Annotated in this window: 19 protein-coding genes and 2 pseudogenes; 14 read left to right on the plus strand and 7 right to left on the minus strand. The window is 58.4% G+C overall.

Going from position 1 to position 20,271, the window contains the following annotated elements; genetic code table 11:
- The first annotated feature begins 8 nt into the window (after positions 1-8).
- On the plus strand, positions 9-1,007 hold the full coding sequence (locus ACQY4M_RS00625; protein WP_428539492.1) for a glutathione S-transferase family protein: 999 nt from the start codon (positions 9-11) through the stop codon (positions 1,005-1,007).
- Here ACQY4M_RS00625 and ACQY4M_RS00630 read toward each other — a convergent pair.
- Positions 982-3,447, minus strand: a complete 2,466-nt coding sequence (locus ACQY4M_RS00630) for a penicillin acylase family protein (protein WP_428539495.1) — start codon at positions 3,445-3,447, stop codon at positions 982-984. The genes ACQY4M_RS00625 and ACQY4M_RS00630 overlap by 26 nt on opposite strands.
- A gap of 106 nt (positions 3,448-3,553) precedes the next feature.
- Here ACQY4M_RS00630 and ACQY4M_RS00635 point away from each other — a divergent pair, with 106 nt between their 5' ends.
- From ACQY4M_RS00635 to ACQY4M_RS00645, 3 genes are all read left to right on the plus strand, one after another.
- Positions 3,554-4,426: an NAD(P)-dependent oxidoreductase gene (locus tag ACQY4M_RS00635; protein WP_428539498.1), complete on the plus strand. Its 873-nt coding sequence runs from the start codon at positions 3,554-3,556 to the stop codon at positions 4,424-4,426.
- Positions 4,427-4,653: 227 nt separating this feature from the next.
- Positions 4,654-5,880 (plus strand): IS256 family transposase, encoded by a 1,227-nt coding sequence (locus tag ACQY4M_RS00640; RefSeq protein ID WP_428539582.1) that lies wholly within the window; start codon positions 4,654-4,656, stop codon positions 5,878-5,880.
- Complete coding sequence (locus ACQY4M_RS00645) at positions 5,864-6,142, plus strand: hypothetical protein (RefSeq protein WP_428539501.1); 279 nt, start codon at positions 5,864-5,866, stop codon at positions 6,140-6,142. Before ACQY4M_RS00640 ends, ACQY4M_RS00645 begins: the two co-directional genes overlap by 17 nt.
- Positions 6,143-6,174: 32 nt before the next feature.
- Here the strand turns inward: ACQY4M_RS00645 and ACQY4M_RS00650 are convergent, their stop codons facing one another.
- Both ACQY4M_RS00650 and ACQY4M_RS00655 read right to left on the minus strand, forming a co-directional pair.
- A complete protein-coding gene (locus ACQY4M_RS00650) occupies positions 6,175-6,531 on the minus strand; it encodes a hypothetical protein (protein WP_428539504.1) in 357 nt (118 codons plus the stop codon).
- Between the two features lie 55 nt (positions 6,532-6,586).
- Entirely contained in the window at positions 6,587-7,306 is a 720-nt protein-coding gene (locus ACQY4M_RS00655; RefSeq protein WP_428539507.1) for a DUF599 domain-containing protein, read from the minus strand.
- Between the two features lie 91 nt (positions 7,307-7,397).
- On the opposite strand from ACQY4M_RS00655, the gene ACQY4M_RS00660 reads away from it, so the two are divergent.
- From ACQY4M_RS00660 to ACQY4M_RS00690, 7 genes are all read left to right on the plus strand, one after another.
- Positions 7,398-8,831 (plus strand): FAD-linked oxidase C-terminal domain-containing protein, encoded by a 1,434-nt coding sequence (locus ACQY4M_RS00660; RefSeq protein WP_428539510.1) that lies wholly within the window; start codon positions 7,398-7,400, stop codon positions 8,829-8,831.
- Positions 8,832-8,895: 64 nt separating this feature from the next.
- On the plus strand, positions 8,896-9,984 hold the full coding sequence (locus ACQY4M_RS00665) for an FAD-binding protein (RefSeq protein WP_428539615.1): 1,089 nt from the start codon (positions 8,896-8,898) through the stop codon (positions 9,982-9,984).
- Complete coding sequence (gene glcF / locus ACQY4M_RS00670) at positions 9,985-11,280, plus strand: glycolate oxidase subunit GlcF (protein ID WP_428539513.1); 1,296 nt, start codon at positions 9,985-9,987, stop codon at positions 11,278-11,280.
- Between the two features lie 45 nt (positions 11,281-11,325).
- Positions 11,326-11,871 (plus strand): trypsin-like serine peptidase, encoded by a 546-nt coding sequence (locus tag ACQY4M_RS00675; protein WP_428539516.1) that lies wholly within the window; start codon positions 11,326-11,328, stop codon positions 11,869-11,871.
- A gap of 2 nt (positions 11,872-11,873) precedes the next feature.
- Positions 11,874-12,143 (plus strand): hypothetical protein, encoded by a 270-nt coding sequence (locus ACQY4M_RS00680; RefSeq protein ID WP_428539519.1) that lies wholly within the window; start codon positions 11,874-11,876, stop codon positions 12,141-12,143.
- A 142-nt stretch (positions 12,144-12,285) separates the two neighbouring features.
- The gene (locus ACQY4M_RS00685) at positions 12,286-12,984 is read left to right on the plus strand and encodes a trypsin-like serine peptidase (RefSeq protein ID WP_428539522.1); all 699 of its coding nucleotides are present in this window, start codon (positions 12,286-12,288) and stop codon (positions 12,982-12,984) included.
- Positions 12,985-13,116: 132 nt separating this feature from the next.
- Positions 13,117-13,599: an Hsp20 family protein gene (locus ACQY4M_RS00690; RefSeq protein WP_428539525.1), complete on the plus strand. Its 483-nt coding sequence runs from the start codon at positions 13,117-13,119 to the stop codon at positions 13,597-13,599.
- A gap of 106 nt (positions 13,600-13,705) precedes the next feature.
- On the opposite strand, the pseudogene ACQY4M_RS00695 reads toward ACQY4M_RS00690, so the two are convergent.
- The 3 genes and pseudogenes from ACQY4M_RS00695 to ACQY4M_RS00705 form a co-directional block, all read right to left on the minus strand.
- Positions 13,706-15,596, minus strand: a pseudogene (locus ACQY4M_RS00695) (vWA domain-containing protein).
- A 194-nt stretch (positions 15,597-15,790) separates the two neighbouring features.
- A pseudogene (locus ACQY4M_RS00700) lies at positions 15,791-16,330 on the minus strand (RNA polymerase sigma factor).
- Positions 16,331-16,428: 98 nt separating this feature from the next.
- Positions 16,429-17,907: an NAD-dependent succinate-semialdehyde dehydrogenase gene (locus ACQY4M_RS00705; protein WP_428539528.1), complete on the minus strand. Its 1,479-nt coding sequence runs from the start codon at positions 17,905-17,907 to the stop codon at positions 16,429-16,431.
- 68 nt (positions 17,908-17,975) lie between these two features.
- Here ACQY4M_RS00705 and ACQY4M_RS00710 point away from each other — a divergent pair, with 68 nt between their 5' ends.
- From ACQY4M_RS00710 to ACQY4M_RS00720, 3 genes are read left to right on the plus strand one after another with little or no spacing between them, the layout of a single operon-like run.
- Positions 17,976-18,248, plus strand: a complete 273-nt coding sequence (locus tag ACQY4M_RS00710; RefSeq protein WP_428539531.1) for a hypothetical protein — start codon at positions 17,976-17,978, stop codon at positions 18,246-18,248.
- Positions 18,164-18,772 carry an alpha/beta hydrolase gene (locus ACQY4M_RS00715; protein ID WP_428539534.1) on the plus strand — a complete coding sequence of 203 codons (609 nt, stop codon included), beginning with the start codon at positions 18,164-18,166 and terminating at the stop codon, positions 18,770-18,772. Before ACQY4M_RS00710 ends, ACQY4M_RS00715 begins: the two co-directional genes overlap by 85 nt.
- Positions 18,769-19,014: a hypothetical protein gene (locus tag ACQY4M_RS00720; protein WP_428539537.1), complete on the plus strand. Its 246-nt coding sequence runs from the start codon at positions 18,769-18,771 to the stop codon at positions 19,012-19,014. Before ACQY4M_RS00715 ends, ACQY4M_RS00720 begins: the two co-directional genes overlap by 4 nt.
- A gap of 79 nt (positions 19,015-19,093) precedes the next feature.
- Here the strand turns inward: ACQY4M_RS00720 and ACQY4M_RS00725 are convergent, their stop codons facing one another.
- Positions 19,094-20,137 carry an IS5 family transposase gene (locus ACQY4M_RS00725; RefSeq protein WP_428539540.1) on the minus strand — a complete coding sequence of 348 codons (1,044 nt, stop codon included), beginning with the start codon at positions 20,135-20,137 and terminating at the stop codon, positions 19,094-19,096.
- Positions 20,138-20,271: the final 134 nt, after the last annotated feature.

The raw sequence follows: 20,271 nt of genomic DNA on the forward strand, positions 1-20,271 counted from the left end.
GGAACCGCATGGGATTGTTACAAAACGGCGAATGGGTTGATCAATGGTATGAAACCGGATCAACCGGTGGACGTTTCAAACGCACAGACGCGCAGTTTCGCAACTGGATTACCGCCGATGGCACGGCCGGTACCACTGGGGTAGGCGGGTTTATGGCCGAGGCGGGGCGCTATCACCTCTATATCTCGCACGCTTGCCCGTGGGCCCACCGCACAATGATCTTCCGCGCCTTGAAGGGCTTGCAAGATATGATCCCGGTTTCGGTGGTGAACTGGTTGATGCGCGATCAGGGCTGGACCTTTCACGCTGGTGGCGGGGTGGTTCCCGATCCGCTGAACAATGCCGAATTTCTGCATCAGGTCTATACGTCTGCTGATCCAGCCTATAGCGGGCGGGTTACGGTTCCGGTGCTGTGGGACAAGAAAAACCGGACTATCGTCAGCAATGAATCATCCGAAATCATCCGCATGTTCAACAGCGCGTTTGACGGTGTCGGTGCGATCGCAGGGGATTATTACCCTGAACACTTGCGTGGCGACATTGACGCAATAAACGCCCGTGTCTACAGCACATTGAACAACGGGGTCTACAAATCCGGCTTTGCCACCACCCAAGCCGCCTATGAAGAGGCCGTCATGGCGTTGTTTGAAACACTGGATTGGCTGGAAGGGATATTGGCAAAAACCCGATATCTGACGGGGCCTGACCTGACCGAAGCAGATTGGCGTCTGTTCACGACATTGGTGCGGTTTGATCCGGTTTATGTCGGCCATTTCAAATGCAACTTGAGGCGCATTGCGGATTACCCGAACCTGTCAAACTATGTCCGCGATCTGTATCAACACCCGGGGATCGCCCAAACGGTGCATATGGATTATATCAAGAACCACTATTATGCCAGCCATGCCACGGTTAACCCGACAGGGATCGTGCCGCTTGGGCCGGTGATGGATCTGGATGCACCGCACAATCGGGCGAGGTTTACTTTACAGGCTCCAGCACCGTAATCCCTGCGGCCGCTGCGCGGGCCAGTTCGGGGTCCAGTGACATCGGGATATATTCACCGCGGCGCCACAACTCGCCCAGATTGTCATAAAACCGCGACAAGGGGTGGCCAGACTGGCCGGTGGAAATGATGAACACCGAACTGTTCGGATCGGCGAAATCGTAAACCCCGCGAAACCCTGCGCCATGCACGTTTTGAAAGGGCTTTACAGGGCCGCCACGGGTGCGCCCTCGCTGCAGGGTGTTGTCACCACCTGATGTGGACTGGCGGATATTCACAAACCATTTCAGAACCGGAATTTCCCCCAGTACAGCATGGTCATGGGTGGCCTGATGGGCGTCGCCCCAGCGCAGCGCCTCAAGGTTGGTGCTGTAGTTTTCCCCGATCCACAACAACGCATCATCCAGCGCCATGCGGGCGATATCGGTGCAGCTTTCGGTGGCGGCGGATTGCAGGATGTCGCACCACTTTGCCGCGCCGTCGGTATTGCGGAACACCCGTTCGATAAACAACGGTTCTACATGAGTGAATTTTGCCGCAAGCGGCCCCATTTCATCGCGGATCAGCCGGTCCTGCAAGGCGCGCATCCAGGCCGCATAGATCAGCGGCTCGGGCATATGTTCATTCATTTCGCCGTTCCAGTTGGCCAACAGGTCCAGCGCGCGCTGGCGCTGGCGCTCGGGTGTACCTTCGGGGGCGGCTTCACCTGTGAACCACAGATTTGCGGCCACCAATGGCAGCAGGGCACGCGCGGTATAGCTGACGGTGTCCAGTTGCGCCTCGATGAAACTTTCGCGGGTGTGCACCTCGCGGCTTTGCATCAGACGTTTCCAGCGCAATATTCGCTGCGTATCGCCCCAAGTATAGCTGACGTGGCGCGGAAAGGGGCGATCAATCATCTTGTTGTTTGTGTTGCCAACAATGCCGCCAACCGGATTCATAAAGGTCGGGTTGTCGACATAGGGCATCCGCCCTTGCCAACGATTGGCCGCGATCCAGCCGGGCGAGGGGATGCGCCCCTGTGTCTGGCTGTTTTTGTCACGTTTGGGGATGGCGCCGATGGTTTTCATCGCCACATTGTCCCCATCCGCCAGCACAAGGTTTAGTGCCGGGGCCAGATACCCCTTGGCCTGCGCCAGTGCTTTGCCGATCGTTTTGGCCTGCATCAACCCCAGCAGCGCGGAAACCGAGGTATCCGCCGGACTAAGCGCGGTCCAGGCGACGGTGGTGACATGGCCGGCTGGTGTGATGCTTCCCAGATCATAATGGCTGCCGGGCAGGACAGGGCCGTTATCGGACCATTGCAATTTCAGGGTCAGCGGGCCTTCGTCCTTGATCCTGATGATGGAATCGCTGGTCAGGAAGGGTTTATACCCTTCCGGCGTCAGGTATTCGTCGGGATTTTCCGGGTTCAGCTTTTCGATATAGACGTCCTGATCATCGACATAGGCCGTGGTAATGCCCCACCCCAGATAATCACTGCGGCCGGTCATTATGGCCGGAATGCCGGGAATGGTGCCGCCGATAATCCCGCCTTGGGCCAGTTCCAGCCGCGCCAGATACCAGATGGCAGGCGCGGAAAACCCATAATGGGGATCATTCGCCAACAGGGTGCCGCCGGCGGCCGACCGCGCCGGAGCCGCCGCCCATGCGTTCGAAGCACCGGCAAAGGCACGGGGCTTGAATGGGGATAGCGGATCCAGCGGGGTTGGGCCGTTTGTCGCGTAACGCGGCACTGTCGGAAACAGGCTGGCGTATTTTGGCAGGGCGGCAATGGTGGTGGTGCCGGGCGCATCGGGCAGGATGTCCAAGACTCTATTTGGCGACAGGATCAACGAGGTCTGGGCACGCAACACTTCCTGTTCCAGATGGCCGGACATTTGCAACGCCATCAGTTTCAGGATGGCGATCGAATCCGCCGGTTGCCACGGGGCGATTTCATTGCTGAAAAGGAAAAATTCAGGTGCGCCACGCCCTAACGCCTCTTTGTTGATTTCTGTTAACCAGGCGTTCACCCCTGCCGAATAGGCCTTGAGTGCCACCAGGGTTTTTGCATCTTGCACCTGAACCGAACGCACCGCCAGATTATAGATATCCAGCCGCCGCATCAGTTTGTCTATTTCCAGTGTCCTGCGGCCAAACTGTTCCGACAACCGCCCCTGCGCGGTGCGTCGCAGCATGGTCATTTGCCACAATCGGTCCTGCGCATGGGCAAAACCAAGCGCATAAAACGCATCACGGTCGTTGTCGGCGAATATATGGGGCACATCGGCGTTATCGCGCACGATTTCCACCTTGCCGGAAATTCCCGCCACCTGATGTGTTGCATCATAATCGGGCAAGGAGCGCGAGGCGAGGTAATAGACCGTTCCCGCCGCTAGAAAGGCCAGCACGAAAAGTCCGACCAAAATGCGGATAAGCCAGCGGAATATGAATGCCATCAACCTGATTTCCCGGTTTGTATTGATACATGCCCGTTCTTGACGGGGCTTTACCTGACGTTCAATACAGGGTCAGGCATGGCATGACAATTCAAAGGAATGAACAATGGCAAAAGTCGCGTTTTTGGGTCTCGGGGTGATGGGATATCCGATGGCAGGGCATCTGGTGGCTGCAGGTCACGAGGTATGTGTGTACAACCGCAGCACGGCCAAGGCCCGGAAATGGGCGGATGAATACAAGGGGCGCTTTGCCGCGACCCCGCGCGAGGCGGCACAAGGCTGTGAGTTTGTAATGTCCTGTGTTGGCAATGACGACGATCTGCGTGCGATCTGTCTGGGCGATGACGGTGCCTTTGCCGGAATGTCTGCGGGCAGCGTGTTTGTCGATCACACCACGGTTTCGGCCAAGGTGACGCGCGAACTCTATACTGCGGCCAAGGATTTGGAGATCAGTTTTGTCGACGCGCCAATCTCCGGCGGGCAAGCGGGTGCGGAAAACGGGATCCTGTCGGTGATGTGCGGCGGCGATGAAGATGCCTATGCGCGCGCCGAACCGGTGATTGACGCCTATGCCCGCACCTGTCGGCGTTTGGGCGAAAGCGGAGCGGGGCAATTGACCAAAATGGTGAACCAGATCTGCATTGCCGGCCTGGTGCAGGGGCTGGCCGAAGGGTTGCATTTTGCCGAGAAAGCGGGCCTTGACGGGCGCGCGGTGGTGGATGTGATCAGCGGCGGGGCTGCGGGCAGCTGGCAAATGGCCAACCGCTATGAAACCATGATTGACGATGAATTCGAACATGGCTTTGCCGTGGACTGGATGCGCAAGGATCTGGGGATTTGTCTGGACACAGCAGATGAAAACGGCGCGAGCCTGCCGGTGACGGCACTGGTGGACCAGTTTTACAAGGACGTCCAAAAACTGGGCGGCGCACGGTGGGATACGTCAAGCCTGATCAAACGATTGTGGGAGATGGGATAGGAATGCAGCTTCACAACCTGTGTTCCCGTAAAACAAGATACAGAAATGTCCGTGGCCTGTGCCCTCTAGGAAGGTAATGCTTCTTTCGATTCCTGATATTTCCTTAGTGCCATGATTATTCTTCCACTGGTTGTGTCTCGAAAGTGGTGGAAATTCGAGGACGGCGTAATCTCCGGGTGCATCGAAGCCACCCAACCGGCGGCTGGAACCGCCAAGGAGATCACGCCATGACAAAGAATACAGCAACATCGACATCCGCGCTACTGGCCAATGAAGCAGGCTATGACCCGATTGAAGACCGGCTGCGCCAGAACATCCGCGCGACGATCGAGGCGGTTTTCGAAGAGGAGCTGGAGCAGTTTCTGGGCCGTTGCCGGTATGGCCGCAGCGGCGGGGCAAAGGCCGGATACCGCCACGGGCATCGCGAGCGGCAACTGGTCGGAACATTTGGAACCGAAACGGTGCGCGTGCCGCGTGCGCGGATCACAGGCGAGGCCGGCAAGGCCAGAGAATGGCGCTCGAAGGCATTGCCCCGCTACCAGCGGCTGACGAAGAAGGCCGAGGCGCTGATCGCTGCTGTCTACCTTTCGGGCACCAACACACGGCGGGTAAAACGCGCCCTGTTCGGCCTGTTTCAGGGGGCGGTCAGCAAGGATGTGGTGAGCCGCGCCTGGCGCAAGGTGAAGGTGGACTGGCAGGCGTGGTGCGCCCGCAGCCTTGCGGATGAAGACATCGTGCGGCTGATCCTGGACGGCACCGTGATCAAAACGCGGATTGACAGGAAGGCCACCAATATCTCGGTTCTGGCCGCGATTGGCGTGCGCCGGGATGGGCAGAAGGTCTTGTTATCACTGATGAACATGGGCGGCGAAAGCACCTCCGCCTGGCGTCAGTTCATCAACGATCTGGATGCGCGCGGGTTGAAACGGCCCGAATTTGTCATCGTGGACGGGGCACCGGGACTTGAGGTCGCTCTCATTGCCCTCTGGGGTGAAGATCTGCCGATCCAGAGGTGCACGGTGCACAAGCACCGCAACCTTCTGGCCAAGGCACCCAAGCGTATGCATGATGAGTTGACAGAAGATTACCGCGACATGATCTACGCCAAAACACCCGAGGAAATCGCCACCCGCCGCAAGGCATTTCTGCGAAAATGGCGGCTGAAATGCAAGGCCGTCGCTGACAGCTTGGAAGAAGCAGGAGATAAGCTTTTCACCTTCACGCGTCTGCCACAAGGCCAGTGGAAATCGGCCAGAACGACAAATGCGATCGAACGCCTGAACGAGGAATTCCGCCGCCGCATCAAGACCCAGACCGTGCTGCCATGCGCCGAGACCGTGCCGATGCTGCTTTGGGCTCTGATGGCCTCGGGGCAGATCGTCATGCGAAAGGTCGATGGCTGGGAAACGCTCGCTCAGCCCGTCGCCGACGCAACCCTTGACCAAGCCGCCTGACCGGCGCATAACTCAACCCGCTCGGAGGTGCCTGAAATCAATTTCCACCACTTTCGAGACACAACCTGAGCAAGAGCTGATACGAGAAATCAACAGCCTTGAGCAACTTGGTCTATTGGGTGATCTGGAAGATCTGGGTGTGATGCAAAGGCTGAAAGACCATGGGCCTATTGTTGATCCAGAATTGGAGATGAAAGTGATAGAATTGAAAGAGATGGGTTACCTCGATAGCCTAGATATATCCGAGTTGATCCTAAAGTGATAAGGGTTGTTTTGGCGCAATCAGGTCGGGAATTATTCTCCCAACGTCACCTCGAATAACTGGTCCCCCCAACCATCGACCAGACAATGGGCGCGGATGAATACCTTGTCGGTGCCTGCCGGAATGGTCACCCCGCCCAGAGAACGGGTAAACGGCTGTTCGTGTTCGTGCGGGTGGGCCAGTAGGCGATAGCCAAGACGATTGCCGTCAGCATCCAGAACCTCCCAGCCGTCTGCGTAATGGTCCCAACCGCTGTCGGGGTGCTTCAGGGTGACGGCGAAATTGTAGGCATCACCTGAGGGCTGAACCTTTACCGCTTCGATGGTCGGGAACTCGGCCCATGCGGGCAGAGGGGTGAGTATCAGCAGGGCAAAGGCAAGTTTTTTCATATCGGTCTCCGGTCATGTTGGCGGCAGAATGACGGTTTGGCGGCGGGATGTCCCGTCACGATGGCGTGAGATCATCCGGCCCGTGGGTTTGCAACAAAACGCTGCGGGAATGCGAAGCAAATTCGCGCCGCCACAGGATCAGAACGGTCAGTGCGATGGCAAACAAAAGTGGGATTGCCCCCAGCAACCACGCCAGTGCGCCAAGGGCGAAATAGACCGACCGCAGGCCGCGATTGAAACTGCGCGCGGCGGTGATGTTGATTTCCGCTGCCTGATTGGCGCGGGGAACGCAGGCCGGATCGGTGGCGTCATTGGGGACCGAGGCCAGCATCACGGCGCAATAGCCGAACAGCCGGTGCGACCAGACGAATTTAAGGAATCCGTTGGCAAGGAACAGGGTGACGATCAGGATCTTAACCTCCCACACCATCGCCGGCGCATTTTCCAGCGACAGGTCATGGGCAATGCCCAGCAACTGGTCCTTATTGCCGATCAGGGCCAGACCGCCGCCGATGCCGATCATGCTGGTTGAAGCAAAAAAGGTGGTGCTCTGGCGTAGGTTGGCAAGGATATTGGCGTCAAAGATGCGTGGCTCGCGGGTGACGAACTGGGTCATCCATTCACGCCGGTAACCGGCCATGATCACCGAAACCGACGGATGCGCGGCATCGGCGCGTTCGATAATCCAGTCGATCCCGACCCATGCCAGCCCCAATAGGGCAACGGCGATCACATCAAGCGTGCTGAAAAACTGTAAACGATCAAGAAGTTCCATGCCGGTGATCATAACGGGTCGGGAATTGACTTGCCAGTCGGATAAATTGGTTATATTTCTTTACCAATTGTAAAATCAGGAGTCCTTGCCGATGGAAATGCCCATACCCGACGCGGAAATACTGGCGAAAAAAGCGCAGATCGTGGCGCGGTTGCAAGCGGTATTGCCGGACGGGGCGGTGATTTCCGATGTGGCCGAGGTGAAAGCCTATGAATGCGACGCGCTAAGCGCCTATCGCTGCCCGCCGTTGTGTGCGGTTTTGCCTGAGAATACAGAGCAGGTTTCGGCGGTGTTGAAGATATGTCACGAGATGGGCGTGCCGGTGGTGCCGCGCGGCTCGGGCACGTCATTGGCGGGCGGGGCACTGCCCACGGCGGACAGCGTTATTCTGGGCGTGGCGCGGATGAATGATGTGCTGGAGGTGGATTACGACAACCGCTTTATCAGGGTGCAATCGGGGCGCACCAACCTGTCGGTGACCGGTGCGGTCGAGGAGGATGGATTTTTCTACGCGCCTGATCCCAGCAGCCAGTTGGCCTGCGCGATTGCGGGCAATATCGCGATGAATTCCGGCGGGGCGCATTGCCTGAAATACGGGGTCACCACGAACAACCTGCTGGGGGTAACGCTGGTGCTGATGGATGGCGAAGTTGTCGAGATTGGCGGGGCGCATCTGGATGCTGGCGGGCTGGATCTGTTGGGGCTGATTTGCGGGTCCGAGGGGCAATTGGGGGTGGTAACCGAGGCCACGCTGAAGATATTGCCAAAGCCGGAAGGGGCGCGCCCTGTGCTGATCGGGTTTGACAGCAACGAGGTGGCGGGGGCCTGTGTGTCGGACATCATCAAGGCCGGCGTGCTGCCCGTGGCGATCGAATTCATGGACCGCCCCTGCATCGAGGCGACCGAGGCCTTTGCCCACCCCGGTTATCCTGACTGCGAGGCGCTGCTGATTGTCGAGGTGGAAGGGTCTGACACCGAGATTGATTTCCAACTGGGCAAGATCATGGAGATTGCCGCGCGTCATAATCCGGTGGAATTGCGTGAAAGCAAATCCGAGGAGGAAAGTGCCAAAATCTGGCTGGGGCGAAAATCGGCTTTCGGGGCGATGGGGCAGATCAATGATTACATGTGTCTGGACGGCACGATTCCGGTGTCCGAACTGCCCTATGTGCTGCGCCGGATTGGTGAATTGTCACAGGAATACGGGCTGGGCGTGGGCAATGTGTTTCACGCGGGCGATGGCAACATGCACCCGCTGATCCTGTATGATGCCAACAAGCCGGGCGATCTGGAACTGGCGGAACGCTTCGGGGCCGATGTGCTGCGCCTGTGTGTCGAGGTGGGCGGCTGTCTGACCGGCGAGCATGGCGTGGGGATCGAGAAGCGGGATCTGATGGCGGACCAGTTTACGGATGCGGATATCGAGGCACAGTTGCGCATCAAAGATGTGTTTGATCCGAAGTGGCTGTTGAATCCGGCCAAGGTGTTTCCATTGCAGGCGACCAAGGCACGGCGGGCGGGGTAAAGGGGCGCTGCCCCCTCTTGGCCAATGGCCAATTCACCCCCGGGATATTTGAGGAACGATAATGATGAAGCCGGTAGACGAAAAAGAGCTGGGCGAGGCGATTGCGGGGGCTGATGGGCCGTTGCGGATTGTCGGCGGCGGCACGCGCGGGGTGGTGTGCGCAGGGGATGTTTTGTCAACGGCGGGGATGACGGGGATTATGCTGTATGATCCCGGTGCGCTGACTCTGGTGGCGCGGGCGGGGACGCCTTTGGTCGAGATCGAGGCGGTGTTGGCCGCCGAAGGGCAGCGCCTGCCGTTCGAGACGATGGACCATCGCGGGTTGCTGGGTTCGGGCGGGGTGTCGACGATTGGCGGGGTTGTGGCGGCGAATATATCGGGGCCGCGACGGGTGCAGGCAGGGGCCTGTCGGGACAGCCTGATCGGGGTGCGTTTTGTGGACGGGCGCGGCGAGGTTTTGAAAAGCGGCGGGCGGGTGATGAAAAACGTTACCGGCTATGATCTGGTCAAGCTGTTGGCGGGGTCATACGGCACGTTGGGGGTTTTGAGCGAGGTATCGTTCAAGGTGTTGCCGGATGTGGAAACCGCCGCCTGTATTGTGCTGCGTGGTTTGGGTGACGGGCAAGCCGTGGCGGCAATGGTACGGGCGCTTGGCTCGCCTTACGAGGTGTCGGGGGCTGCGCATGAGGGCGGGCGCACCCTGCTACGGATCGAGGGGTTTGCAGATTCCGTGGCTTATCGGGCGGACCGGTTGCGTGAATTGCTGGGCGAATTTGGCGAGGTCGAGGTTCTGGATGATCCGGTACAAGTCGCTGCGATGTGGCGCGATGTGCGCGATGTGGCGCCGTTTCAGGGCCGTGAAGGGGATGTGTGGCGGATATCGGTCAAGCCCTCGGACGCGCCCAATATGGTGGCCGGATTGGTGGCCGAGGCTGTGGTCTATGACTGGGGCGGCGGGCTGGTCTGGGCTTTGATGGAGGAGGGCACTGATCTGCGGGCGCGGATGGGGGAGGTGCGCGGCCATGCAACGCTGGTGCGGGGCAATGGTTTTGCGCGGTTTCATCCAGAGCCGTCGGGGCTGGCAAGGATCAGCGCGGGGATCAGGGCGCAGTTCGATCCACGCGGCATATTGAACGTGGGGGTGATGGGATAAATGCAAACCAACTTCACCCCCGAGCAAATGCGCGACCCCAACATCCAGCGGGCCAATGATATCCTGCGGGCCTGTGTGCATTGCGGGTTTTGCACCGCGACCTGCCCCACCTATCAGGTGCTGGGTGATGAGCTGGACAGTCCGCGCGGGCGGATTTATCTGATCAAGGATATGCTGGAAGAAGGGCGGCCAGCGGATAAAAAGACGGTCGAGCATGTGGACAAATGCCTGTCCTGTCTGGCCTGTATGACGACCTGCCCGTCAGGTGTGCATTACATGCATCTGGTGGATTACGCCCGCAGTTATATCGAAAAGACCTATAAACGCCCACTGATGGATCGCGCTTTGCGCCGGGTTCTGGCAGCGGTCATTCCTTACCCCAAACGGTTCCGGCTGGCGCTGTTGGGGGCGAAAATAGGGCGGCCATTTCGGGCTTTGGTGCCGGATGCACGGTTGAAGGCAATGCTGGAAATGACGCCCAAGCGTATCCCGGCGGTCAGCCGCAATAATGATCCGCAGGTGTTTGCAGCCAAGGGGGAACGCAAGAAACGGGTGGCGCTGCTGACCGGTTGTGCGCAAAAGGCGCTGAATACGGATATCAACGATGCCACCATCCGGCTGTTGCGGCGGCTGGGTTGCGAGGTGGTGATTGCACAGGGCATGGGCTGTTGCGGGGCGTTAACGCACCACATGGGCAAGGACAAACAGGCGCATGGATCGGCGGCGGCGAATATCGCGGCATGGATGCGGGAAGTCAGGGGCGAGGGGCTGGACGCGGTGGTGATCAACACTTCGGGCTGTGGAACCACGGTCAAGGATTACGGACATATGTTCCGCAATGACCCGCTGGCCGAAGATGCGGCGGTGATTGCGGGGCTGGCAAAGGATGTCAGCGAATTGCTGGCCACACTGGAATTTCCCGAAAAGGCGGCCAAGGGGATGCGCGTGGCCTATCACGCGGCCTGTTCTCTGCAACATGGGCAACAGGTGAAAACCCACCCTAAAACCTTGCTGAAACGTGCCGGGTTCGAGGTGGTGGAACCGGCGGACAGTCATTTGTGCTGTGGCTCGGCCGGCACTTATAACCTGATGCAGCCGGAGATTTCCAAAGAACTGCAAACCCGCAAGGTGCGAACGCTCGAGGCCAAGGCGCCGGATGTGATCGCGGCGGGCAATATCGGCTGTATGATCCAGATCAGCGGGGGCACCGATGTGCCGGTGGTGCATACGGTTGAATTGCTGGACTGGGCGCTGGGCGGGCCGAAACCGCGTGCAATTTTGGAAAATCAGCCTTAATCTCGCCGTAACGGCCGTTAGGATGTGGCCGGTAACGGAGGAAGTATGCGGTTTTTCTTGAGCGTTCTGGTCTTGCTGGCCGGTTTTGCCTCGGCGGGATATTCCGAGGAACATAGCGGGTTGCGCAAGATGATAACCGGCGACGACAGCCGCGGTTGGGAGGCCGTGGGGCGCTTGAACATTGCTGGAACGAGCATGTGCACAGGTGCCTTGATTGCGCCCGATCTGGTACTGACCGCTGCGCATTGCATGTTTGACAAGGATAGCCGCAAACAGGTGGACGCCACCAAGATCGAGTTTCTGGCCGGTTGGCGGGGCGGGCGGGCCACGGCCTATGCCCGCGTGAAACGGGCGGTGGTGCATCCGGATTATACCTATGCAGTGGATTCCAGTGACATCCGCGTGCGCAACGATATTGCCGTGCTGCAATTGACCCGACCTATCCAGAAAACCTCGATCACGCCATTTGCCACAGGTCCAAGGCCGCGCAAGGGGGCGACTGTCGGGGTGGTTTCCTATGCGCGCGGGCGGGCGATTCCCCGTCGATTGAAGAAAGCTGTCGCGTGCTGGCGCGGCAATCGGGGAATTTGATTATGTCGTGCGATGTGGATTTCGGGGCCAGTGGTGCGCCGGTCTTCAATATGGAAAACGGCAATCCGTTGATTGTCTCGGTGGTGTCGGCGATGGCCGAGGTTCAGGGGCGAAAGGTGGCGCTGGGCATGTCGCTGGCCGAACCGTTGCAAGTGGTTCTGGCAAAGCTGAAAGAAACCGAAGGGCCGTTTCAAAAGGTGGAGCCCGCTGCACAACGGATAATCCTGCAAGGGCCGCTGGACCATACCGGAGCAAAATTTGTCCGCCCGTAACGCAGATATAAGTGATATGCGGCCTCTGAAATATCTGGCTGCCTTTGCCTGTATTTGTGCTGCATTCGCACCCGTTGTGGCGCAATGCGATTCCAGTCTGCGCCGCCTGACCACCCGTTCCGATGTGTTTGGCTGGGAGGCCGTGGGCCGTGTCGATATCGGTTCTGACGGGTTTTGCACAGGTGTTTTGCTGCGTCCGGACATTGTGCTTACGGCCGGACATTGCCTGTTCGATCCCGAAACAGGCAAGCGTAATGACCCTACCGGCATCGTGTTCAAAGCAGGCTTTAGTGATGGGAAATCTGTGGCCGAACGCAAGGTGGCCCGCGCTGTGGTGCATCCGGACTACAAATATCAGGGCGAGGACAAGGCGCTACAAGTTCGCTATGATGTTGCGCTTTTGCAATTAAGCAGCCCCATCCCCGCCGCTACAGCCGCGCCTTATCTGGTCCAGTCGTTTTCCGGATTGGGGGACGAAGTTGCCGTGGTTTCCTATGCTATTGGTCGTAAAAAAGCACTGTCAAAGCAACGCCATTGCGGTGTTCTGGGACGGCGTGACGGGTTGATTGTGTTCAGTTGCGATGTGACCTTCGGCTCATCCGGCGCACCGGTTTTTGATATGTCCGGCAATCGCGCACGGATCGTTTCAATCATTTGCAGTGGCGGTCATTACGACGGACAAAAGGTTACCTTTGGTATGGAGTTGCCTGCGCTGGTTTCAGACATGTTCACTGCTTTCCGGACTGGCCAAGGTGTATTACCGGTCAAATCCATAAAACCGCGACGGCTGCAAGTCGGCAGTGATACGCGCAGCAGCGGTGCAAAATTTGTGCGCCCTTAGGGTCTTGAAACCTGAAAATCGCTTACTTATTTTATGATTAGCCGGATGCCGTTTAACGGGTCCGGTCAGTATGACAGCCTGTCCAATACCGGAAGGCGCCACATTTTATCGCTTGAAGAAGGATGAAAAACCATGAGAAATCTTGACCTTACACCGCTTTACCGCGCCACAGTCGGGTTTGACCAGATCGCCGATCTGATGGATCGCGTGTTCACCAATGACGCTGGCAAGCAAAGCTACCCCCCTTATAACATCGAAAAAACCGGCGAAGATTCCTGGCGGATTACCATTGCCGTTGCGGGTTTTTCCGATGATGACCTGTCGGTTGAAGTGCGTGAAGGGGCGTTGATCGTCACCGCCCGTAAAGCCGAGGAAGAAGACGACCGCGTTTATCTGCACCGTGGCATCGCCACCCGTGCGTTTGAACGCCGCTTCCATCTGGCCGAACATGTCCGCGTTGTGGGGGCAGCCCATACCGACGGGATGCTGCACATCGATCTGGTGCGCGAAGTGCCCGAAGCACTGAAACCGCGTCAGATCAAAATCGCATCCGACCTGCCGGTGGATGCCAAAGCGGTTGAAAACAAACCGAAGAAAGCCAAAAAGACGCACTAACGGCTTTTGGGTTTTGGAATGACTTGGGCGCGAAGCAAACCGCTTTGCGCCCTTTATCGTGTCGCAGCCCCGCACTTGATGCGGGGCCTTTTATTCCAGCAGGGGGCTATTCGCCACTCAGGCTTTTGGCTAGCCGCATCAGTTTCACGGCTTCCGAACGATAGCCGTAGGCATCCTGCCCCCTGTTGCTGTTGGCCAGCGTGATCAGGTCATCATAGCCCCAATCCTGCAGATATTTGCCACCCTTCAGCAGTTGCCCGAACCCGGCAATCGCAACCGAGAACCGCACATCATCCGTGGCCTGCCCCATGCCCGATGTGATCGGTGTGGTCAGCAGTTTGCTGACATCCTCGCCCGGTTCCTTGTAACGCAGTTTCAGAAAGCCCAGTTCGCCACTTCCCTCCTGTTGCGCGGCAGGTTGATAGCGCAGCGCATCATTCAGAATGGCGTCTGATCCGACCGGTGTGACCTCGTAAATCGCGGTCACGGTGTGGCCTGCGCCAATCTCGCCTGCGTCCACCTTGTCATTGTTGAAATCCTCGCGGTTCAGGGCGCGGGTTTCATAGCCGATCAGGCGGTATTCGGCGATCCGAGCGGGGTTGAACTCGACCTGAATTTTCACATCATTTGCAATCGGGAACAATTCGCCGCTTAGCTGGTCCACAAGCACCTTTTGCGCTTCGGACAGGGAGTCGATATAGGCCGCCGTTCCGTTGCCGTTCTGCGCCAGCGCCTGCATGGTGGCATCATCCAGATTGCCGCGCCCGAAACCCAGAACCGACAGATAAGTACCGCTCTCGCGTTTTTTGGCGATGAAATCTTTCAGCGCCACGGGGTTGCTGATGCCGACATTGAAATCGCCATCAGTGGCCAGAATGATCCGGCTGATTTCGCCATCTTTGGCCATGCCCTCGGCCACCGCATAGGCCTGTTGCAAGCCTTGCTGACCGGCGGTCGAGCCACCGGCCCGCAGGTTTTCCAACGCGGCCATGATCTTTGCCTTGTCCGCAACCCGTGTCGGCTCCAGCACCTGACCGGCGCTGCCGGCATAGGTGACGATGGATACTTCATCGTTGGGGCGCAGTTCGGACAGCATCAGGCGGAAGCTTTGGATCAGTAAAGGCAGTTTGTTGGGCTGGTTCATTGATCCCGAGGTATCAATCAGGAACACAAGGTTCAGCGGCGCACGATCATCCATCGCGGGCAGTTCGCCCTGAATGCCGATATGCACCAGTTGGGTGCCGCTGTTCCACGGGGTTTGCATCACGGTGACGGTGGGCTTGAACGGCGCCTCGTCTGCCTTGGGCGCGGGATAGCTGTAGGGGAAATAGTTCACCATTTCCTCGATCCGCACAGCGTCGGGGTTGGGCAGTTGCCCGTTCATCAGGCTGGAACGCACAATGGCATAGGACGCAGTATCAACATCGATCGAGAAGGTGGAAACCGGCTCCTCTGTGGTGATTTTGACAGGGTTTGCATCGGCGTTGGCGAAGGCTTCGGTGTTGGAAAGCGGTGAAACGACAGAAGGCTCGGAATACTCAATAACCATCCCAGTTGAAGGCGAGACCATCTTGCGCGCTGGGGGGGGCGGCATACCCCTGCATTATCACCTCATCAGTGATAGCACTTTCGGCCATATCTTTTTCCGCCGGTGCCGGGGCTGCCTGTTCTGCAAGCAAACCTAAAGTAGCGTCTTCCCGAGCTTCGGAATCCGCCAGATTTAGCCCCAAAGTCGGGGCAGTGGTTGTTGCTTCGGCCTCTCTGCGAACACGGGTATCGGGGGCGGTTTCTTCGATAACAGGGGCAACCGGTTCGGCAGCTTCTGCGGCCTTTTGCGGTGCGGGGGTGTCTGCCGGTGTTTCGTTGGTAACCGGTGCCGGCTTGGGTAAATCGAATGTTGTGCCCCCCTGTTGCGTGTAGAAAAGCACGCCAATGCCAACGGCAACAATCGAGGTGGTGGCGGCCAATGCGCCGCGGGTGGTTAGGGAATGAAACATTTTGAATACTCCTGAGCTAAGCCCCAAGCGGTGTGTGGGGCGATCAGAAGTAGGACGCGCGGGATCGGCCGATCCTTGGCGGGCATCGTGAAAATCGTCAAAGTTTTTCATCGCCAGCGCCAGATCGCCATCTTTTTTGGACGGCTCGGGCGTGGCCGCTTTCATGGCATCTTGCAGGTGCGTCAGATCATCTGTCATGCCTTTTGCTCCTTTTCATGCAGGGCGCGCAGGTGCTTTTTCACCTCGGCCATGCGCCAGCTTATTGTGCCCTCGGACACACCTAAAACTTCTCCGGCCTCGCGGTGTGTCATTTCTTCTTCCAGTGTCAGCGCCAGTGTGTCGCGCAATTCTTGTGGCAGGGCGCACATGGCTTGCGTTAGTCAGTCGATCCCGTCCTGCGTTTCCTTGTTTGCGGCAACGCGGTTGACCTCCCAATCACCCCAGCCATCGGCGGCGCGGGCGTGGCTGGCAAACCGGCGGCGGCGGTCGTGCGCGGCATTCACTGCAACGCGATATAGCCAGGTCGAGAACCGCGCCTGGCCGCGAAAACCGTTCAGTTTGGCGGGCAGGGCGGCGCAGATGTCCTGTGTCAGATCTTCGGCATCGGCGCGGGTGCCGGTCAGGCGGAAACACAGGCCGAACAGGCGGTCGTAATTGCGCCGCAGCAAAAGCGAGAATGCCTCGCGATCACCGCCAGCGGCCGCTTGGGCCAGTGTTTCGTCTGTGGTCTCCATACGCATTACACTCTGTTAGACGGACGTGCGGCGTCAATCCTTGGAAAAAAGATTAAGGCGCTGCCGCGCGGGCGGATATTTGGACCATTTGGAAGGGATCAGACCGACATACAGAGATATTTCATCTCGAGGTAATCCTCCATCCCGTGGCGGCTGCCTTCGCGCCCCAGACCAGATTGCTTGACCCCGCCAAAGGGGGCGACTTCGGTGGAAATGATACCGGTGTTGATGCCGACCATACCGTATTCCAGCGCCTCGGCCACCTTGTAGACGCGCGACAGGTCCTTGGCGTAGAAATAGGAGGCAAGGCCGAAAATGGTGTCATTGGCCATTTCGATCACCTCGTCCTCGGTCTCGAATTTGAACAGGGCGGCCAGTGGGCCAAAGGTTTCGTCCTGTGCCACGGCCATGTCCTGTGTCACATTGGTGACGATGGTTGGCTCATAGAAGGTGCCGCCCAGCGCGTGCCCCTTGCCCCCCATCAAGATTTCGCCGCCTTTGTCCAGTGCATCGGCCAGGTGGTCTTGAACCTTTTCCACCGCGTCATCGTTGATCAGAGGGCCGGTGGTGATGCCTTCATTCAAACCATCCCCGACATTCAGCCCTTTGACCGCCGCCGCCAGCTTTTTGGCAAATTCATCATAAACACCGGCCTGCACATAAATCCGGTTTGCGCAGACGCAGGTCTGGCCGTTATTGCGGAATTTGCAAATCATCGCGCCTTCGACGGCGGCGTCCAGATCGGCGTCGTCAAACACGATAAAGGGCGCGTTGCCGCCCAGTTCCATCGAGCATTTCATCACCTGATCGGCGGCCTGACGCAGCAGGATACGGCCCACTTCGGTCGAACCGGTAAAGGTCAGTTTGCGCACAATCGGGTTTTCGCAGAATTCCTTGCCCACATCGGATGAATGGGTTGAAGGCACCACGGAAAACACGCCGGCAGGAATGCCCGCGCGATCGGCCAGCACCGCCAGCGCCAGTGCGGACAGCGGCGTTTCGGCTGCGGGGCGGGCGACAAAGGCGCAACCGGCGGCAAGGGCCGGACCGGCCTTGCGGGTGATCATCGCGTTGGGGAAATTCCACGGGGTGATCGAGCCGACAACGCCAATCGGTTGCTTGATCACGGTTATGCGTTTGTCCGGTGCATGGCCGGGAATGGTCTCGCCGTAAACGCGCTTGGCCTCTTCCGCGAACCATTCGATGAAGGACGCGCCGTAGACGATTTCACCGCGTGCCTCGGCAAAGGGTTTGCCCATTTCGGCGGTCAGGATGGTGGCCAGATCATCGGCGTTGTCCATCATCAGATCATACCACGCCCGCAGGGTGTTGGCCCTCTCCTTGGCCGTCAGCGCCGCCCATTTTTTCTGCGCCACCTGTGCCGCCGCAGTGGCGCGGTTCACATCCGCGCGGGTCAGGTCGGCCACCTGACACACCACATCCCCGCGCGCGGGGTTGGTCACGTCGAACTGGTTGCCATCGCTGGCATCGACCCATTCGCCATTCAGATAGCCTTTGGTGGCCAGCAACGAGGGGTCCTTAAGCAGGTCTTTCAGGTTTGTAGCGGATTCAAGCATGGTGTTCTCCTGCGGAAAATGTCTCTTTGACAATGGCAGAGCATGTGCGTTTCATGTTGTCCAGAAAAATGATCAAATTATCGGGGCCGGATATGGATTTCGACAACGCCTACAGTAACAGCGCCTATATCGACGGGGCCGATGAATACCCCGACCGCTGGGATGATGCGGCGCATGATTTCCGCTCGCTTGAAAATGCATTCGGGCGGGCGCGGCTGAATTTGCGCTATGGCAAGGGGGTAGTGTCGCGAGTTTGGTGGAAATTCGAGGACGGCGTAATCTCCGGGTGCATCGAAGCCACCCAACCGGCGGCTGGAACCGCCAAGGAGATCACGCCATGACAAAGAATACAGCAACATCGACATCCGCGCTACTGGCCAATGAAGCAGGCTATGACCCGATTGAAGACCGGCTGCGCCAGATTGCCCGTGCGATTGAAGCGGCGGCAAAATGCATTCAGGGACCGATCGTGCTGGCAGGCCATTCGGCGGGCGGGCATCTGGTGGCGCGGATGCGTTGTTCGGATGTGGCGCTGGATGTGGCCGACAGGGTGCAGCGGATTATGCCGATCTCGCCGCTCTCTGATCTGCGCCCGTTGCTGCAAACAAAGATGAACGAAACGCTGTGCATGGACATGGCCGAAGCTGTGGCCGAAAGCCCCCTGCTGTGTAAGGATTTACGCAACATCCCCACCCACGTCTGGGTCGGTGCGAACGAGCGCCCCGCCTTTCTGGATCAGGCCCGCTGGTTGGCGGATGGCTGGCCGGATACGCAACTGACCATCGCCCCAAACCGCCACCATTTCGATGTGATTGACGATCTGGCCGAGCCGGACAGCGAGATGGTCAAGGCGCTGCTGGCATGAGCCGCTTTTCCGCCCCGCAAAAGACCCTGCTGGTGGCAACACCCCTGATCGTGCTGGTGCTGATTTATCTGTTTCCGACCCTCACGCACAGCCTTGGAAAATCGCGCGGGCTGGCAATTGCGCTGGCGATCTACTGGGGTGCGGTGTGCTTTGGCTTTGGTCTGACTATAGGGAACCTCTGTAAATTCCCGTTTTCGCCTTCTTCGCGGCGGGGTGGACGGTTTTTCGCCTGTCCCGCCTGATTGCTTCGGATCATAAACCCATTTTCACCGGTTTCAAGCCGGTTTTGGGTATTTCAGGCACACCTCACCCCATGAACCCTTATCCCGGCGCCGCCAGGCCGCATTCGAACTGGACGAAGCGCTTCATGTTGTAGACCAGGTTCATCATCCCGATGCGAAATCGCGCCCGCTTCAGGCCGATGGAGCGGATCAGCTTGCCGCCCATGGAGCGCTCCTGAAAAGCGAATACATGCTCGACCCGGACCCGCACTTTCGAGCGCCTCCGGTTGGCCTTTTGCTGGCGCTCGCCAAGCGGCTTGCCGCGCCTGCCCTTGTGATGGATATGGCTGTGAAGCCCCCGCTCTTCCAGCTCGCTTTCGATCTTTTGCGAGCGATAGGCGCTGTCGGCCCACAGGTCCGATGAGGTGTTGCTCGCATCAATCAGACCGGCAAGCGCCTGGCTGTCATGCACGGCGGCATCGGTGACATCATAAGCGCGGATGAATTTGTGCCGCCGGTCGACATTGATGTGGTTCTTGTAGCCGTAATAGCTCTTGCCGTGCTTCTTCGTCCAGCGCGCATCCACGTCCTTCTGGCGCTTCTTGTGGGGTTTTTCCTCCCACTCTTCAGGCGTTTCGCCCGCCTTGATTTTCTCGTTCTCGTCCCTTTTGTTGTGCTGGCGCGGCGCCGGAACGATGCTCGCATCAACAATCTGCCCGCCCATCGCCAGATAGCCCTTTTCGCGCAGAAAGGCATCGAACTTGTCAAACAGCTCCTTCATCTTCCCGGCCCCGGCCAGCCTTTCACGGTAGGCCCAGATGGTCTTGGCGTCAGGTACGCTGTCTTCAATGCCAAGGCCGAGAAACCGCATGAACGACAGGCGGTCGCGGATCTGATACTCGATCTGATCGTCAGAGAGGTTGTAGAGCTGCTGCAAAACCATCGTCTTGAATATCAGCACCTCATCCCAAGGCGGGCGGCCAGCGTTGGATTTGCGCTGTTCGGGCGGCGTGCGCCATATGGCCTTCAGCTCGTCCCAGTAATCCTCGAACGGCACCATGTCGTTGAGCAACACCAGCGGATCACCAGATTTGTCCAGTCCCGCGTATCGGCTGGAAAGATCAAAAAATCCCATCTGACCCATGACAAAACCCCGTCGGTCGAATCATTTTCATCCTGATGACGATTCTACCCCGTCAGGCCGGATTTTGGGGGATTTTTAGAGGTTCCCTATAATCGGCCTAAGCAACCTGAAACGGCTTTACACCCGCCCGAAAC

Source organism: Profundibacter sp. (assembly GCF_965277155.1).
In the GTDB taxonomy this organism is placed as follows: Bacteria; Pseudomonadota; Alphaproteobacteria; order Rhodobacterales; family Rhodobacteraceae; genus Profundibacter.